Origin of the sequence: Amycolatopsis sp. NBC_00348 (assembly GCF_036114655.1) — a bacterium.
Taxonomy (GTDB): domain Bacteria; phylum Actinomycetota; class Actinomycetes; order Mycobacteriales; family Pseudonocardiaceae; genus Amycolatopsis.
In genome coordinates, this window is record NZ_CP107994.1 from 5,327,891 (window position 1) to 5,344,682 (window position 16,792).

13 protein-coding genes are annotated in these 16,792 nt (G+C 70.1%); 3 read left to right on the top strand and 10 right to left on the bottom strand.

The window, feature by feature from the left end; translation table 11 throughout:
- Positions 1–31: 31 nt before the first annotated feature.
- The gene (locus OHS58_RS22675; protein WP_247049100.1) at positions 32–1,408 is read right to left on the bottom strand and encodes a replication-associated recombination protein A; all 1,377 of its coding nucleotides are present in this window, start codon (positions 1,406–1,408) and stop codon (positions 32–34) included.
- Between the two features lie 131 nt (positions 1,409–1,539).
- On the opposite strand from OHS58_RS22675, the gene OHS58_RS22680 reads away from it, so the two are divergent.
- The 3 genes from OHS58_RS22680 (at position 1,540) to OHS58_RS22690 (ending at position 4,268) form a co-directional block, all read left to right on the top strand.
- Positions 1,540–2,235, top strand: coding sequence for a TetR/AcrR family transcriptional regulator (locus OHS58_RS22680; protein ID WP_326954748.1), 696 nt, complete (start codon positions 1,540–1,542; stop codon positions 2,233–2,235).
- A 31-nt stretch (positions 2,236–2,266) separates the two neighbouring features.
- Positions 2,267–3,478: a cytochrome P450 gene (locus tag OHS58_RS22685; RefSeq protein ID WP_328649738.1), complete on the top strand. Its 1,212-nt coding sequence runs from the start codon at positions 2,267–2,269 to the stop codon at positions 3,476–3,478.
- A gap of 61 nt (positions 3,479–3,539) precedes the next feature.
- A complete protein-coding gene (locus OHS58_RS22690; protein WP_328649739.1) occupies positions 3,540–4,268 on the top strand; it encodes a metallophosphoesterase family protein in 729 nt (242 codons plus the stop codon).
- Here the strand turns inward: OHS58_RS22690 and OHS58_RS22695 are convergent.
- From OHS58_RS22695 to OHS58_RS22735, 9 genes are all read right to left on the bottom strand, one after another.
- A complete protein-coding gene (locus OHS58_RS22695) occupies positions 4,240–5,133 on the bottom strand; it encodes an SGNH/GDSL hydrolase family protein (RefSeq protein ID WP_328649740.1) in 894 nt (297 codons plus the stop codon). The two genes, OHS58_RS22690 and OHS58_RS22695, sit on opposite strands and share 29 nt — an antisense overlap.
- A gap of 792 nt (positions 5,134–5,925) precedes the next feature.
- Positions 5,926–7,110, bottom strand: a complete 1,185-nt coding sequence (locus tag OHS58_RS22700) for a phosphotransferase (protein WP_326947773.1) — start codon at positions 7,108–7,110, stop codon at positions 5,926–5,928.
- A gap of 79 nt (positions 7,111–7,189) precedes the next feature.
- Complete coding sequence (locus OHS58_RS22705; RefSeq protein ID WP_328649741.1) at positions 7,190–8,137, bottom strand: DUF389 domain-containing protein; 948 nt, start codon at positions 8,135–8,137, stop codon at positions 7,190–7,192.
- Positions 8,137–9,915, bottom strand: a complete 1,779-nt coding sequence (gene aspS / locus OHS58_RS22710) for an aspartate--tRNA ligase (RefSeq protein ID WP_328649742.1) — start codon at positions 9,913–9,915, stop codon at positions 8,137–8,139. Before aspS ends, OHS58_RS22705 begins: the two co-directional genes overlap by 1 nt.
- A gap of 104 nt (positions 9,916–10,019) precedes the next feature.
- Positions 10,020–10,622 carry an organomercurial lyase gene (gene merB, locus OHS58_RS22715; RefSeq protein WP_247049093.1) on the bottom strand — a complete coding sequence of 201 codons (603 nt, stop codon included), beginning with the start codon at positions 10,620–10,622 and terminating at the stop codon, positions 10,020–10,022.
- A 340-nt stretch (positions 10,623–10,962) separates the two neighbouring features.
- Positions 10,963–12,891, bottom strand: a complete 1,929-nt coding sequence (locus tag OHS58_RS22720) for an intein-containing Rv2578c family radical SAM protein (protein WP_328649743.1) — start codon at positions 12,889–12,891, stop codon at positions 10,963–10,965.
- Between the two features lie 184 nt (positions 12,892–13,075).
- Positions 13,076–14,488 carry a Si-specific NAD(P)(+) transhydrogenase gene (sthA, locus tag OHS58_RS22725; protein WP_328649744.1) on the bottom strand — a complete coding sequence of 471 codons (1,413 nt, stop codon included), beginning with the start codon at positions 14,486–14,488 and terminating at the stop codon, positions 13,076–13,078.
- A gap of 101 nt (positions 14,489–14,589) precedes the next feature.
- On the bottom strand, positions 14,590–15,789 hold the full coding sequence (locus OHS58_RS22730; protein WP_328649745.1) for a hypothetical protein: 1,200 nt from the start codon (positions 15,787–15,789) through the stop codon (positions 14,590–14,592).
- Positions 15,764–16,720 carry an alpha/beta fold hydrolase gene (locus OHS58_RS22735; protein ID WP_328649746.1) on the bottom strand — a complete coding sequence of 319 codons (957 nt, stop codon included), beginning with the start codon at positions 16,718–16,720 and terminating at the stop codon, positions 15,764–15,766. The genes OHS58_RS22730 and OHS58_RS22735 overlap by 26 nt, the downstream gene beginning before the upstream one ends.
- Between the last annotated feature and the right edge of the window lie 72 nt (positions 16,721–16,792).

Below are 16,792 nucleotides of genomic sequence, written 5' to 3' on the forward strand. Positions count from 1 at the left end.
CGGGCTCTCCCAAGGGATTCCCAAGCCGCCTTTACCGCTCGCCGCGGATGGTCCGGCGCAGCTTCGGGACGCGCTCGGCGAGCGGGCGTTCCGCGCCGCGCTGCGTCGGCTCGTAGTAGTCCCTGCCGACCAGCTCGTCCGGCGGGTACTGCTGCGCCAGCACGCCTTCCGGGACGCCGTGCGGGTAGCGGTAGCCCTGGGCGTTGCCCAGCTTCTTGGCGCCCGCGTAGTGGCCGTCGCGCAGGTGCGGCGGGACGCTGCCGGCCAGCCCGGCCCGGACGTCGGCCAGCGCGGCGTCGATGCCGGTGACGACGGCGTTCGACTTCGGGGCCGTGGCCAGGTGGATCGTCGCCTGCGCGAGCGCCAGCCTGCCCTCGGGCATGCCGATGAACTGGACGGCGTGCGAGGCCGCGACCGCCGCCTGCAGCGCGGTCGGGTCGGCCATGCCGATGTCCTCGCTGGCGTGCACGACCAGGCGCCGGGCCAGGAAGCGCGGGTCCTCCCCCGCCTCGATCATCCGGGCCAGGTAGTGCAGCGCGGCGTCGACGTCGGAACCGCGGATCGACTTGATGAACGCGCTGATGATGTCGTAGTGCTGGTCGCCGTCGCGGTCGTAGCGCACCGCCGCCTTGTCCACAGTGGACTCGACGATCGGCAGGTCGATGGTCTTCGCCTCGGTGGCCGACGCCGCGTCCGCCGCCGCTTCGAGCGCGGTCAGCGCACGGCGGGCGTCACCGCCGGCGAGCCGGACGAGGTGGGCGCGGGCGTCCTCGGTCAGCGTCAGCTCGCCGCCGAGGCCGCGGTCGTCGGTCAGCGCGCGCTCGATCAGCCGCGTGATGTCCTCGTCGGTCAGCGGGCGCAGCTGCAGCACCAGCGAGCGCGACAGCAGCGGCGAGACGACGGAGAACGACGGGTTCTCGGTGGTCGCCGCGACCAGCAGCACCGTGCGGTCCTCGACCGCGCCGAGCAGGGCGTCCTGCTGGGTCTTGGAGAAGCGGTGCACCTCGTCGATGAACAGGACGGTGTTCTCGGTGTTGTACTGCCGGCGCCGCCGGGCCTCCTCGATGACCCCGCGCACCTCCTTGACGCCCGCCGAGAGCGCCGACATCGCGACGAACCGGCGTCCGGTGGCGATCGAGACCAGGTTGGCCAGGGTCGTCTTCCCGGTGCCGGGCGGGCCGTAGAGCAGCACGGACGCCGGAGCGGCGCCCTCGACCAGCCGGCGCAGCGGGGCGCCTTCGCGCAGCAGGTGCTGCTGGCCCACGACCTCGTCGAGCGAGCGCGGCCGCATCCGCACGGCCAGCGGGGAGCTCGCCGGGTCCGCCTGCCGCTCGTCCGCGTTCGACGTGGTGCGTTCAGGTGGGGGCGCCACGTCGGCGTTCACGGTGAAGAGCTCGTCTTGTGCCACCCGGATGACGTTAACCGACGCCACCGACAGAACCCTTGCCCCGGGGTTCGGGGGCGCGCTACCGTCGTGATGACCGGTTGACCGAAAGCGCTAATCCGGTCAACAAGTCAAATCCTCGACGGAAGAGCGGCATGAGCCATCCCAACCGCGAGCGCGGCGACCGCATCCTGGACGCGGCGGGCGAGCTGCTGCTGCGCATGGGCTACCGCAAGGTGGCCGTCGACGACATCGCGCGCGCGGCCGGCATCGGCAAGGGCACCGTCTACCTGCACTGGCGCACCAAGGAACTGCTGTTCCAGGCGCTGATGATGCGGGAGTCGGCCGACCTGACCGAGGTCATCCTGGACGGGATCAAGGCCGACCCGGCGATGATCCTGCCGCACCGGATGATCTCGTCGTCGTTCCTCGCCACCCACCGGCGGCCGCTGGTGATGGCGATGATGCGCGGCAACGCGGAGCTGTTCGGCTCGCTCGGCGACCTGGCGCTGCGCAAGCAGCAGCAAGAGCTGAGCGGCCACTTCGAGGACGCCATGCGCCGGCACGGGCTGGTCCGCACCGACGTCCCGAACCTGGACTACGCGCTCAACGCCACGTCGATCGGCTTCTACCTCACCGACGTGGTGTCCGCCAAGTTCGAGGGCATCCCGATCGAGGAGCGGGCCGACGCCCTCGCGCACACGATCCGCGTCGCGTTCGAGCCGCCAGGGGAACCCGATCCCGCGGCGGTCGCGAAGGTGGCCGCGGAGCTCACAGCGGCGCTCGAGGAGCTCGTCTCGGGCTACCGGCAGGGGATCTACGCACACGATCCCACCGAGGATCCCGGCTGATCCCGGGCCCACAAAGGGAAAAGGGGCGGACATGACCACCACACTCGCCGACACCTGGGGACTGCACGAATCCCAGTTCTGGCTGCGGGGAAAGCAACCGGCCGAACGCGTGCGGCACGCGGCCGACCTCGGGTTCTGGAACGTCTACGGGCACCCGGAAGCCGAGGAGATCCTCCGCGACCCGGGGACCTACTCCTCGGACACCACCCGGCTGGTGCCGAAGGAGCTGCTCGAGGACGTCGACCTGGCGGCGATGTCGGCGGGCAACCTGCTGCAGCTGGACCCACCGCTGCACAACAAGATGCGCAAGCTCGTCAGCCGCGCGTTCACGCCGAAGGTCGTCGCCGACCTCGAGCCGCGCATCGCCGCGGTGACGACCGAAATGCTCGACGAGGCCGGCGGTTCCGGCCGGCTGGAGCTGGTCGAGGACCTGGCCTACCCGTTGCCGGTGATCGTGATCGCGGAGCTGCTGGGCGTCCCCGCGAGCGACCGGCACCTGTTCAAGGGCTGGGTCGACAAGCTGCTCAACTCCTCCGAGCAGTTCTCGCTGAAGGAGCAGAGCGAGGAGAACCAGGCGTCGGTCAAGAAGTCGCTGGAAGGCCAGAAGGCGCTCGTCGAGTACCTCGGCGAGCACGTCGACGAGCGGCGCACCCGGCCGCGCGACGACCTGCTGACCAAGCTCGTCGAGGCGGAGCTCGACGGCGAGAAGCTGACCCGCAACGAGGTCGTCAACTTCGCGAACGTGCTGCTGCTGGCCGGGCACATCACCACCACGATGCTGCTCGGCAACGCCGTGCTGTGCCTCGACACGCACCCGGAGTGGGACGAGCGGGCCCGCGCCGACCGGGCCCTGGTGCCGCCGCTGATCGAGGAGTCGCTGCGCTACCTCTCGCCGTTCGCGGCGGTGGCCCGCACGACGAACCGCGAGGTTCAGCTGGGTGGCGCGACGATCCCGGCCGAGCAGATGCTGATGGTGTGGGTGGCGGCGGCCAACCGCGACGAGCGCGTGTTCGCCGAGCCGGACACGTTCAACCCGCTGCGCGATCCGAACCCGCACCTGGCGTTCGGCCGCGGCATCCACTTCTGCATCGGCGCGCCGCTCGCGCGGCTCGAAGGGCGGGTGGCGCTGAACACCCTGTTCGACCGCTACCCGGCGCTGCGCACGATCCCGGGCGAGCCGCCGAAGTTCCAGGTGAACCCGAACATGACCGGCGTGCGGGAGCTGCCGCTCACCACGGGCTGAACCGGTTGCGCCCTGGGCGAAACCACTCGCCCGGGGCGCGTCCGTGCCCGAGGGTGGGCGGATGCGGATCGCGGTGCTCTCGGACATCCACGGCGTCCTGCCGGCGCTGGAAGCGGTGCTGGCCGAACCGGACGTCGTCGCGGCGGACCGGATCGTGCTGCTGGGCGACATGCTCGCCGGGCCGATGCCCGTCGAAACCCTGGAGCGCCTGGTTTCCCTGGGCGACCGCGCGGTGTGGGTGCGCGGCAACGCCGACCGCGAGCTGGCGGCGTCCGCGCGCGGCGACGGGAAGTTCGTGCCGGACCCGATCTTCCCGTGGGCGGCGCGGCAGCTGCGTCCGGGCGATCTGCCGGTCCTGGACGCGCTCCCGCTGACGGTCACGCTCGACGGCATCCTGTTCTGCCACGCGACCCCGCGCGACGACACCGAGATCGTGCTCGTCGACAGCTCGCTGGAGCGCTGGGCGGAGGTCCTGGACGGCGTTTCTGCGGCCACGGTGGTGCTCGGTCACACCCACATGCCGTTCACGCGGCTGGCAGACCGGCGGCTGATCGTGAACCCCGGCAGCGTCGGAATGCCTTACGGGACCGGGGGTGCGCACTGGGCGTTGCTCGGCGACGGCGTCGAACTGCGGCGCACGCGGTACGACGTCGAGGCGGCGTGCCGGTTCCTGGTCTCGCATTGTGCTTATCCGGACATCGAGCAGTGGGCGGACTTCTTCGTCCGCAACCCGGCTTCGGACGCCGAGGCGTTGCGGGTGTTCAGCGCGTCCGGACCGAGTTCCACATGATGACCGCGGCGTAGGGCAGGAACTCGCGGCCGCGGCGCCACAGCCACGGAATCCCCTTCAGCACCAGCCATCCCACGTGACCCGTGGCGCTCGGCTCGACCCCGCCACCGCAGGTGAGGCTCACCGGCTCCGGCACGTCGAACCCGGCGTCGGCGAGCAGCCCGGTGAAGCCGTCCGCCAGCATCCGGTGCCCCAGTTCGGACGGGTGCAGCCGGTCGACGCTCCACGCCGCCAGGTCGTACGCGCCGGGCAGCCGGTCGAGGTCCAGACAGGGCACGCCTTCGCGGGCGACGACGACGTCGATGGCCGCGTTCAGCTCGGCGACGCGGGCGCTGAGGGCACGCTTGAGGGCCCGCGGGAGGCGGAACACCTTGCTGTGGTCGTGGAACCGGACGGGGATGACGGTGGTACCGACCGCACCGAGCCGCCGCACGACCTCGGTGAGATCGGCGGCGATGGCACCGGCGTCGAAGTCGGGCCGCAGGGTGTCGTTCATCCCGGCGACCACGAGCGCCACATCAGGCCGGTGCGCCACGGCGGCGGGCACCTGCTCGCCGAGCACACAGCGCATCCGGGCACCGGTGAAGGAGGGATTGAGGTAGCCGTCGGCCCCGACTCCGAGCGCCGCGGCGACCAGCGGGCCGACACCCCGCCACCCCCCACGCCGAGGCAGTGGATCCCCCAGTCCGACGGCGGTCGAGTCCCCGAGCACGACAAGCCGCCGCGCTCGCCTGAGCATCGGGAGGCTCGGGCTGTTCGGGACTTCCGGGATGTTTGGGACGTTCGGGACCGCTTTGAGCGCGGGCCGGGAGGGTTCGGGACAGGGAGTGACTTCGAGGCTGGTCACGGTCACGCCCAAAACCATCGGCCACGGAGACTCACCTGCGGTGAGGACGAGGTAACGCGACCACGACACCACGCCGAATTCTTGACACTCAGCTCACGAATGTCCGAAATGTCCCACGCCTGCCGCCCCTAAAGTAGCCCCCACCCTCCCTGGGGGCCGGCCCCGCATCCAGCGTATCGCCGGGGCCCGCCGAAAGGCCGGGAGAAGCCGTGTTCCGCCCGACTTGTCCACATCACGGTCGAGCTGTGGACAAGCGGGTCTGCCGCGGCCTGTCGTGAGTGGTCAGTCAGGTTAGAGCGGACCCGCCCTTGGCGACCTGCCGGTTCCGGCTGCGGTTTGTGGTTGCCGAGGCTGGTGTGGTCGCTGGGGCGTTGCGGCTGGGGGTCGTGAGTGTTTAGGAGGGTTAGAACCCTCCTAAACACTCACGACCGGTACCGGTGTGGCGCGTGTGACTTCTGGTGCGGCGAGGTTGGCTTGCGGCGGCTGAGTGCCGGGCCTGCGTGACGCCGGCCAGCGGTATCCCGGTCGTGAGTTGGCCGTCGGGTTCTGACCCGACTGACCCCTCGCGTGGGGACCAGCGGAAACCGGACAGCACGCTGGGCTCGGCGAGCCGCGTAGGCCTGGGCGGAAGAACCGGTTGTTCGCCGGCCGACGCGGCCGGGCCGTGGACGAGTCCGGCCGGGGTCAGCAAGATGCCAAGTCGGACGCCGGGTCAGGCGACCCGACGCACGGCGTCTGCCCGGGGGATCTCGCCACCGGATCGCGGTCGTTGCGCCGCGCAAGCCCGGCCGGACGAACCGGACGAACCCGTCAGCGGAAGGCTGGGTAGAACGCCAGGTCCGCGTGCGGGCCCAGCCGTGCCGCCAAGGCTGCCGCCACCTTTGACGAGAACTCCGATACCGCCGTCATGCGGACGTAGCCCGCGTGCTTGGCCAGGTCGCGCCACCACGTCACCAGGGCCGCCTCGCGGCTCACCGGGGCCGCGTGGCGGGAGAGGTCCAGGGCACCCAGCTCCTCGCCCGTGATCAGCCAGACCCGCAGCAGCTCGCTCGACGTGAGGTGACCGGCCAGCGCCTCGTCGTCGGCGAAGGCGGGCCACACGCCCGCCACCTCCGCGCGCCACGCCGCGATCATCGCCTCGCTCATGCCCGCGGGCAGCGCCAGCGCGTCCGGCCAGCTCGCGAACGGCAGGCGTAGGTTGGCGGCGTCGACCAGTGCCGAGCGGACCCGGCCGTACTCGAAGTCGAGGAACCGCACCCCCTCGCCGGTGACCAGGTTGTTGTCGGGGCTGAGCTCCACCGGGCTGAACGCGCGGAAGGCCGTCGACCGGGACTGCTCGACGGCGTGCGTGACCGCGTCGAGCACCGCTTCCGGCACCGGGGTGCCCAACCGGTCCTGGATCAGCGACGGGACGCGCGCGCAGATCTCGTCGACGTCGTCGTGGTCGCACTTGGCCGGTCCGCCGAGGCGGCGCAGCAGAGCGTTGAAGTCGGCCTCGCGCCCGGCGGTGTTCGCGTGCAGCCGGCCCAGCGACCGGGCCCAGGACAGCAGCGCGCGCTCGGCGGCGCGGGAGTCGCGGGCGTGGAGCTTGTCCTCCAGGGTCGCCGTGCGGCCGAGGTCCTCCAGCACGAGCACGCGGTCGCGGCCGTCGTGGGCCAGCAGTTCCGGGCACATCCGCTCGTCCGGGGACAGCGCCGTGAACAGCTGGTAGCTGACCGCCTCCTGGGCGAACGAGTCCTCCTCGCCCGGCGCCGGGCGGTCCGGGTAGTGCTTGATGACCAGCGTGCGGGGCAGCGCGAAGGACGACGACACCACTCTCGCGCGGACGACCGTGGCCGGTCCGCTGCCCGCGAGGTCCTCGGGCGAAACCAGCGTGATCGCACTGCCGAACCGGCGCGAGAGAACGGACTCGCCCGCCGCGACCGCGGCGGCGATGTCCTGCTCGGCTCCTGCCCCGACCCCAGCGTCGCCGGTGGAGGAGGTGTCGACTGTCATTGTCACCGACCCTACTCGTGACTGAGCAACCATGACTACTGACATCCGGACAACAAGGAGCATCCCGCCCGGATCCGGGTCACCCGCGTGAAAGCGGACGCAGCTCCTTCAGGGAACCTTGCCCATTCCGGCGCACGATCAACACGACGGCCGCCGCTGCAACGATTCCGAGAAGGTTCACGAGCAGCTGCCCGATCGACTGGAGACACCTGCTCCACTCCCCTGCCACGGCCGCCACGACCGCGTATCCCGCGGCCGGCACCGTGGTCACCGAGATGAAGACCCCCACGAGCGCGGCCGATTTCGCCGACGTCATGGCGAGCATCCCGGCCGCTCCGGCGAGCATCGCCACGACCAGCGACGGTACGCCCACCGAGAACACGAAGTCGACCTCGTTGTGCTGCTTCAGCTCGAACGCCTGCGTGCCGAAGACGCCCGTCACCCGGACCAGCAGCGCACCGCCGAGCGTGACGACGATGGCCAGCGGGAAGCCGATCGCGAGCGCCGCGCCCGCCTGCCGGACCAGGTCCCAGCGCCGCAGCACGAGACCGACCGCGAGCGCGGCGAGAGGCCCGAACTCGGGGCCGACGACCATCGCGCCGACGATCGTCACCGCCGAGTCGGTCAGCACACCGACCGCGGCGAGCAGGCACGCGATGATGAGGAACGCCAGGAACGTCACGTTGAGCCGCGACTCCTCGCCGGTGCGGGACAGCAGCTCCTGCCACACGACGGCGTCGGCCCCCTCCCCCGGCGCGGCTTCTTCCGCCTCGTCGGCGGCGTCGGACAGCGCGGTGTCGAGCGCCTCCAGGGTGATCCCGCCGGTGCGGTCGAGCTCGAGCACGCACAGCGCGTCCACGATCTCGTCCGCCGCTTCGCGCGCGATGTCGGCCTCGAGCAGATCTCCCGCGGGCGAAACGGCGGCACCGCGGTGCACGATCAGGTGCGCGGTGCCGGCGTGTACCCGCAGGACGTCGAGCGCCTGAGCGGTCTTGTCCGGCGGGCACACGGCCCTGAGGTGCAGCATTAGTTCTGCGTTGCGGGGGCGGCCGGCTTCGCGTCGATGCCGGCCTCCTTGCGCTGCTGCGCGGTGATCGGCGCGGGCGCCGCGGTCAGCGGGTCGTAGCCGCCGCCGGTCTTCGGGAACGCGATCACGTCACGCAGCGAGTCGGCCTTGGCCAGCAGCATGACGATGCGGTCCCAGCCGAACGCGATGCCGCCGTGCGGCGGCGGGCCGAACGCGAAGGCGTCGAGCAGGAAGCCGAACTTCTCCTGCGCCTCTTCCTCGCCGAGGCCCATCAGCGAGAAGACGCGCTTCTGCACGTCGCCGCGGTGGATACGGATCGAGCCACCGCCGATCTCGTTGCCGTTGCAGACGATGTCGTAGGCGTAGGCCAGGGCGTTGCCCGGGTCCTGCTCGAACTTGTCGATCCACTCCGGGGTCGGCGAGGTGAACGCGTGGTGCACGGCGGTCCACTTGCCGGAGCCGACGGCGACGTCGTCACCGATGTCCTCGACCGGCGCGAACAGCGGCGCGTCGACGACCCACACGAACGACCAGGCGTCCTCGTCGATCAGGCCGAGGCGCTTGCCGATCTCGTCACGCGCGGCGCCGAGCAGCGGCTGCGTGCTCGCGGCCTTGCCGGCGGCGAAGAAGACGCAGTCGCCGGCCTTCGCGCCCGCGGCGGCGGCGACGTTCTCGCGCTCGGTCTCGGACAGGTTCTTGGCGACCGGGCCGCCGAGCGTGCCGTCCTCGTTGACGAGGATGTACGCGAGGCCGCGCGCGCCGCGCTGCTTGGCCCACTCCTGCCACGCGTCGAGCTGGCGACGCGGCTGCGAAGCGCCGCCCGCCATCACGACCGCGCCGACGTAGGGCGCCTGGAACACGCGGAACGGCGTGTCGGCGAAGAACTCCGTCATGTCGGTGATCTCGAGGTCGAAGCGCAGGTCCGGCTTGTCCGAGCCGTACTTGGCCATCGACTCGAGGTAGGTGATGCGCGGGATCGGCCGCGGGATCTCGTGCCCGATCAGCTTCCACAGCGCGGTGACGATGTCCTCGCCGACCTTGATGACGTCGTCCTGCTCGACGAAGCTCATCTCGATGTCGAGCTGGGTGAACTCCGGCTGGCGGTCGGCGCGGAAGTCCTCGTCCCGGTAGCAGCGCGCGATCTGGTAGTACCGCTCCATGCCGCCGACCATGAGCAGCTGCTTGAACAGCTGCGGCGACTGCGGCAGGGCGTACCAGGACCCGGGCTTGAGCCGCGCCGGGATCACGAAGTCGCGGGCGCCTTCCGGGGTGGAGCGGGTCATCGTCGGCGTCTCGATCTCGACGAAGTCCTGCTCGTGCAGCACCTCGCGGGCGGCGCGGCTGACCTCGCTGCGCAGCCGCATCGCCGCGGCCGGGCCGCTGCGGCGCAGGTCAAGGTAGCGGTGCTTGAGGCGGATCTCCTCGCCGACGTCGACCCGGTCGTCGATCGGGAACGGCAGCGGCGCGGCCTCGGACAGCACCTCGAGCTCGGTCGCGAGGACCTCGATCTCGCCGGTCGGGATCTCGGCGTTCGCGTTGCCGTCGGGGCGCTTCGCGACCTCACCGACGATCTTGACGCAGAACTCCGAGCGCAGCGCGTGGGCGCGCTCGGCCATCTCGCCCTCGCGGAAGACGACCTGGGCCACACCGCTGGCGTCGCGGAGGTCGATGAAGATGACGCCGCCGTGATCTCGCCGCCGGGCCACCCATCCGGTGAGGGTGACGGTCTGTCCGACCTGCTCGGCACGCAGGGTGCCGGCGTTGTGAGTGCGGAGCACTGCGACTGCTCTCCTTCGACATGGACGGTTCTCGCTGCCCGGAAAGGCTAACGAACCGCCCAGCGTACGACGTCGGCAGGTTTGACTTCTGGCGGTGCCAGGTGTCAAAGAACGAACTTGGGGCGGGCCTCCAGCGCGGCCACCAGCCGGTGGGCCTGGGCGAGGTAGGCGGCGACCTGGTAGATGCGGCCGCCCGGGTGCGAGACCAGCCAGTTCGCGGCCGCCGACGCCGACGCGAAGAACGGCTGCCCGGCGCAAGCGACGGCGTCCACGCGGTCGAGGTCGAAGCCGAGGTCGACCGCGGCGACGACGGCGGAGGCCGGGTCGGCCTGCAGGATCCCCCACGGGGTGAGCTCGATGCGGATGCGGGTGCCGGTGACCGGGCAGGTCGCGACGGCGTGCACACGCTCGTTGGTCGCCAGGGCCAGCAGGAACATGTCGACGGAGCCGTCCGGGCCGGCCCCGAGGGTGCCTTCGGCGGGCTCGAGCCGCTGGTGGCTCCCGCGCGGCGCGGGTCCGGTCGAGACGAGGTCGCGGTGCAGGGTGAAGCCGATCAGCTCGACGAGCCGGCGCGCTTCGGCCGGGGTGACGCCGACGGTCCCGGCGAGCCGGTCGACGCCCACCGGGTGACGGCCGGCCCGGGTCAGCTTCAGCGCGGCCCAGGCGAGCCGGGCCGCCGCGACACGGTCGGTCTGCGAGGTCGTCAACGTCCGGCTCCTTTCGGATCGATCCCTTCGACGTTAGGCGTCGGTGAGGGGGCCCGACAACGACACGATCGGACATTTTCCCGCAAGCACCCGACACCACCCGCCGGGTTACGGCGAACGGTGCAGTGTCACGGTTGTCGGGGGTGACGACCTCACTCACACGGCCGCCCGGTGGGAGGATCACGTACCGCAATCGTGGTCCATAAAGGACAGTCAAAGGACTCGCTGCGGACGCTGACCCACTGGGCCATCAGAGTAGCCGGAATCGCCCGGCGAGCGGGAGCCGTCCCGCTGAGTGAGCACCGGACGCGCTCCGCCGTGACAGGGCACCGCGAGGCCGTCACAGCAACCGCAGCTGTTCGGCGGGCGGTACGTCCTCCCCCCGCGACGACACCGACGGCACCGGCGGCTCCGGCGTCCGTACTTCGTACCCCGTCTTCGGGGCCAGCCCGTGCCGCCTCAGCAGCGGCGCCACCCGCTCGCCGAGCCGCTCGCGGTACGCCTTCTGCACGTAGCTCCCCTTCGCGTACAGCTCCCGGTAGCGCGGGACCAGCGCCGGGTAGGTGCCCGCCAGCCAGCGGCCGAACCACTCGCGGGCGCCCGGGCGCAGGTGCAGCGGGATGACCGTCACGCTCGTGGCGCCCACCTCGGCCAGCCGCGCGAACAGCGCGTCGAGGGCCTCGGCGGAGTCGGTCAGCCACGGCAGCACCGGCGCCACCAGTACCGAGCACGGCAGCCCGGCCTCACGGGCCTTGCGGACGAGCTCCAGCCGCGCCTGCGGGCTCGGCGTGCCGGGTTCGAGACGGTGCTGCAGCTCGCGGTCGAGCAGCGCGATCGACACGGCGAGGCCGACCGGGACGTCCGCCGCGACGCTCTGCAGCAGCGGCAGGTCCCGGGCCAGCACGGTGCCCTTCGTGAGCACCGACAACGGCGTGCCGGACCGCGCGAGCGCCGTGATGATGCCCGGCATCAGCCCGTAGCGGCCCTCCGCGCGCTGGTACGGGTCGGTGTTGGTGCCCATCGCGACGGGCTCGCGCCGCCAGGACGGCCGCTTCAGCTGCGCCGCCAGCACCTGCGGGGCGTTGACCTTGACGACGACCTGGGTGTCGAAGTCGCGGCCGGCGTCGAAGTCCAGGTAGGTGTGGGTGTTCCGGGCGAAGCAGTTGTGCGACACCATGCCGTCGGCGATGAAGTCGCCGGTGCCGGTGGTGATGTCGAACAGCGGGAGCTGCAGGCCCAGCGGCTCGATCGCCTCGACGCGCCGCCGGCTGGCGCCGATCACCGAGCCGTCGAGCGAGCGTTTCCAGGCGACCGCCGGGTTGCTCAGGTGCAGGAACCGGAGGACCTCGCCGGCGCCGCCGAGCAACCGGACCTCTTGGCGCGTCGGGAACTTCGGCACTTCGTCGAGCTGGTGCGCGAAGCCGAAACTCGTGAGGGCCGCCACGAAGGCGTCGGCGATCTCCGGCTCGTCGTGCGCGACGGACAGCATCCCGCGGCCGTGGCTGCCGGCGAGGTCGAAGACGCCGGCGAGGAACCCGCGCCGCCAGTGCGCGTCCGGGTCGGCGGGCACCTTCAGGAACCCGACCGACGCCCCGAAGTCGGGCAGGTACTCCAGCGCCCGCGCGGCCGCGTCCGCCTCCGCGCCGAACCCGCCGGAGCGCAGCATCCCGCACAGGTAGCCGGCGCGGTAGCCGAGCGTCTCGTCGGGCGTCGGCGCGAACCGGCCGACGCCGATCAGCTCGGCCCCGGGGGTCAGGTGCGGCCGCTGGGCGGCGCCGAGCTTGCTGCCGGTGACGTGCTTCCAGCCCTTCGAGGTGAGGAACCGGTGATCGCCGCTCGCGACGAGCCGCGTGCCGTCGTCGAGGGTGACGCGGTAGGCGTCGCGCAACGTCGTCCAGTGCGCGAGCACCGTGGTCGGCACCAGCCGCCGGGCCGCGCCGTGGCCGCGGGTGCCGTAGATCGCGTCGCCGACCTTCAGCTCCGACAGCGCCCGCGTCCGGCCGTCGGCGAGCAGGATCCGGGTGCCGCCTTCCAAGCAATACGTACAGGCATGGGAGCAGCCGCGGTACGGGTTCACGGTCCAGCTGAACGGCACCCCGGAGCCCGTGGGCACCTTGTTCAGCACCGAGCGGGCGTTCACCTCGTGAAAGGTGACGCCGTCGAATTCCGGTGACCGCACGGAACGCACCAGGCCTTCCAGCCCGGGCAGTGCCGGCTCACCCTCCCCTGCTCGCTGCCGATCCCATCGCACTCCGGCAGTCGAACACATGTTCTATTGGGGTGTCAAACGCGTTCGCGACTGGCTACGCACGGAAGCCGTGCCGGCGACCCGCACGACGAAGCTCACCTGACGCTCGGCGCGGGTTGTCGTGAGTGTTTAGGAGGGTTCTAACCCTCCTAAACACTCACGACCCCTGGTGTCACAGAGCCTGGCGAATTCGGCGACGACGGTGTCAGGAGGTGAACCGGTCCAGGGCGCGGATCTTGTTGGTGGCGTCCAGCGCGGCCACCTTGTAGGCCTCCGAGAGCGTCGGGTAGTTGAACACCGCGTCGACGAGGTAGTCGACCGTGCCGCCGCAGCCCATCACCGCCTGTCCGATGTGGACCAGGTCCGTGGCGCCCGTGCCGAACACGTGCACGCCCAGCAGCTTCCGGTCCTTCGTGGACACCAGCAGCTTCAGCATGCCGTAGCTGTCGCCGGTGATCTGGCCGCGCGCGAGCTCGCGGTAGCGGGCGATGCCGACCTCGTAGGGCACCGACGACGACGTCAGCTGGGCCTCGGTCGCCCCGACGTACGAGATCTCCGGGATCGTGTAGATGCCGATCGGCTGCAGCGCGCCGAGGCCGTTCGCCGGCTCGCCGAACGCGTGGTAGGCCGCGAGCCGGCCCTGGTCCATCGACGTCGCCGCGAGCGCCGGGAAGCCGATCACGTCGCCGACGGCGTAGATGTGCGGGACCTCGGTGCGGTAGTGCTCGTCGACGACGAGCCGGCCGCGCTCGTCCGCGGCCAGCCCGGCCTCCTCCAGCGCGAGCGAGCCGGTCATGCCCTGGCGGCCGGCGGAGTACATCACGCCGTCGGCCGGGATGCGCTTGCCGCTGACCAGGGTCGTGATCGTCGCGTCGTCGGACACCGCGACGTCGGCGACCTTCTCGCCGAACCGGAACGTGACGCCGAGGTCGCGCAGCTGGAACTTCAGCGACTCCACGATCTCGGGGTCGCAGAAGTCGAGCATCTGGTCGCGCTGCTCGACCACGGTGACGCGCGAGCCGAGCGCGGCGAACATCGACGCGTACTCGATGCCGATCACGCCCGCGCCGACCACGACGAGCGACGACGGGATCTGTTCGAGCCGCAGGATCTCGTCGGAGTCCAGCACGCGGGCGGCGTCGAAGTCGACGTGCCCGGGCCGCGCGGGCCGGGTGCCGGTGGCGATCACGACGTAGTCCCCGGTCAGCGTCCGGCGGTCCCCGGCGTGCTTGCCGTCGACGACCACGGTGTGCGGGTCGGCGAACGAGCCGAGGCCGGCGATCAGGTCGACGTGGTTGCGCATCAGCTGGGCGCGCACCACCTGGACCTCGCGCCCGACCACGTGGTGGGTGCGCGCCAGCAGGTCGGCGATGGTGATGTCCTGCTTGACCCGGTAGCTGGCGCCGTACAGCTCGCGCTGGTTCATGCCGGTCAGGTAGAGCACCGCTTCGCGCAGGGTCTTGGACGGGATCGTGCCGGTGTTGACGCACACCCCGCCGACCATGTCGTGCCGGTCGACGACCGCCACCTTCTTGCCCAGTTTCGCGGCCGCGATGGCGGCCTTCTGCCCACCCGGGCCCGAACCGATGACGATGAGGTCGTACTCGTGCTCGCTCACGGTGTCGAGCCTGCGCACCCGGAGCCCGCCGCGCAACCCCCAGCGGGTGAAGAACCATGTGGACCCGCCGTCGGCGCGTACTGCCGGCTTCCTGACGAAGATCAGAAGTACAGATTGATCACGTCATGGGACAACTTGATGACCGGTATCAGCCCAGACGCCAGCGACGCCACACGGACCACTCCGCCCCGGATCGGGTAGCCCGCGTCGCTGACGAGGTGGTCGGCCTCCAGTCGAGTAGTCCTGGCGGCCAGGAACTGCCCCGTGTTCTCGAGGGCCGCACTCTCCGAGTTCAGCCTGACCATCCGGTCCTTCAGGCTCTTCGCGTACGACTTGTGGATTCCAGATCGCAGGGTCGCGACGACCGCCAAGTTGAGCAGGGTCCCCGCGAATGCGACGGCGCCGAGCAACACATTGATCACCACCCGGTAAGGACGCGGCGCGTCGGGGTCGCGAAGTATGTAGATCAGGACGATCAGCGAGCAAACGAAGCACAACGACGACAAATAGGCAATGACGGTAAGCCTGCCCACTGGACGCCAGCCGTGATCGCGGTCGATCCGGGCCGGCACATGCCGGAACACCACGAGTTTCGGGACGTCCTTGAATAGCCGGGCGATGTGGTAGTAGAGGTAGGCCTGCCGAAACGCGAAGTACGTTCCGATCGATCCCACGGCGATCCACAGAATTGCCATCGAGGGGTCGGTGTCCCACTGCGCCCACCACGACAGCCGGTAGCCGTCCTGCACCGAAACCGACGGATGCGGGACCCCCTGAATGTTCGCCATCGTCTTGAACAAGTGGTTGGTCTTCGATGCACTGACGTAGAAGCCGGTGCCCAGCGTGATCACCGCGGAGAACACCACCAGCTGACGGATCGACGGCACCTTCAGCCTGACCAGGAACTTGGCGTACCGAGTGCGCATCGGGTCCTGATCCAGCTGGCCCTTGTCGAAGATCGCCGCACCTTCTCTGGTCAAGCTGACGTCGAGCTTACGCATCCGCCTGATGAGCAGTAGATAGAGAACGACCGCCGTCTCCGAGGTCAGGCCGAGCCCGAGGCTGGGCAGATCGGCAATGAACGGCACGCTCGTGCAAGTGAGGTCCGGATGCTCAGCTCCGGCGACCAGCAGACGTACGATGCGCAATGGATTGCAACCGGCAGCCGCAAAGGTTCCGTTCACCAAGGTGGAGACGGCCATCCAGACCATGGCGAGCGGCACACCGAGGATGAGCAGTACCTCGACCACCGGCCGGCTTGGAACAAAAGGGCGCTCACTCATCACGGCCTCGCCCGCCAAGCAAGAGCTGGTACGTACGATGCGGCATCTCGACCTGGGGAAAATGGGCGCAGCTGTCCAAGAGATGCACTTCGGCACTGTCGCAGACCCGCCGTAGGTCGACCATGTCGGATACGGGGACCAGTTTGTCCTTGACCCCGAACACCCCGACGACTGGACAATGGATCTTTTGCCATTCGACGTCCGGGTCGTAGTCGATTCCGTTCTGAGCCGCCAGCAGGAACGATTTGGGACGCATTCCCCGCGTCAGCCCATCCAGGAAACTCCGGTTCGCCGACCACGGGTAGGCCAGGAAACCTCGCAGAGAAAGCGGCAGCAACCGGGTCCTGGCCAGCGCGCGAATGAGCAGCAGACCCGCCGGGCCCAGCATGGCCAGCGCACTCTGCGAGAAGTAAGCCACCGCGACCTTGTGCCGGGAAAGCAGGCTCAGCCAGGGACTCTGCACTGTCCTGATCACCGAGAAGTACGCTCCGGCGACGAGGTGCACGGAAGACACCACCTTAGCGTGCCGGGCAGCGATGTCCAACGCGAGGAACCCGCCCATCGAATGGCCGACCAGCCGCACTCTGTCGAACCCCAGGGTCCGGGCCAATTCGATCACCAGGTCCCCTACCAGCCGACCCTCCAGATGGTCTTCCTTATTGTCGGACCTTCCGAAGCCTGGCAGATCGACGAGGATGAAGTCACCAAGCACTTCGGCGGGTTTCTTACCAGGACTTTGATCACAAGCGAGCTGCAGAAGCGGCGTCCAAGTCGTCCAGTCGTTGGCCACGCCGTGGAGAAAAACCGTCGCTTCGGAGCCATGCTGCAGCTGTACGCCGCGCACGTAGTGCAGGCGCCCGAACGGCCCATCGTGGAAACCCGAGACCAATCCGAAATATCGCGGATCGAGGATCAGTTCAAAGGGGAAGTATTCGGCTGGTTTGCCCACGAGTTGTCTCCCACGCTGTTTCGGTTCGCGCGAGGAGTCGTCTCGATCTTTCCCGGTGCAACGCCCATGCCC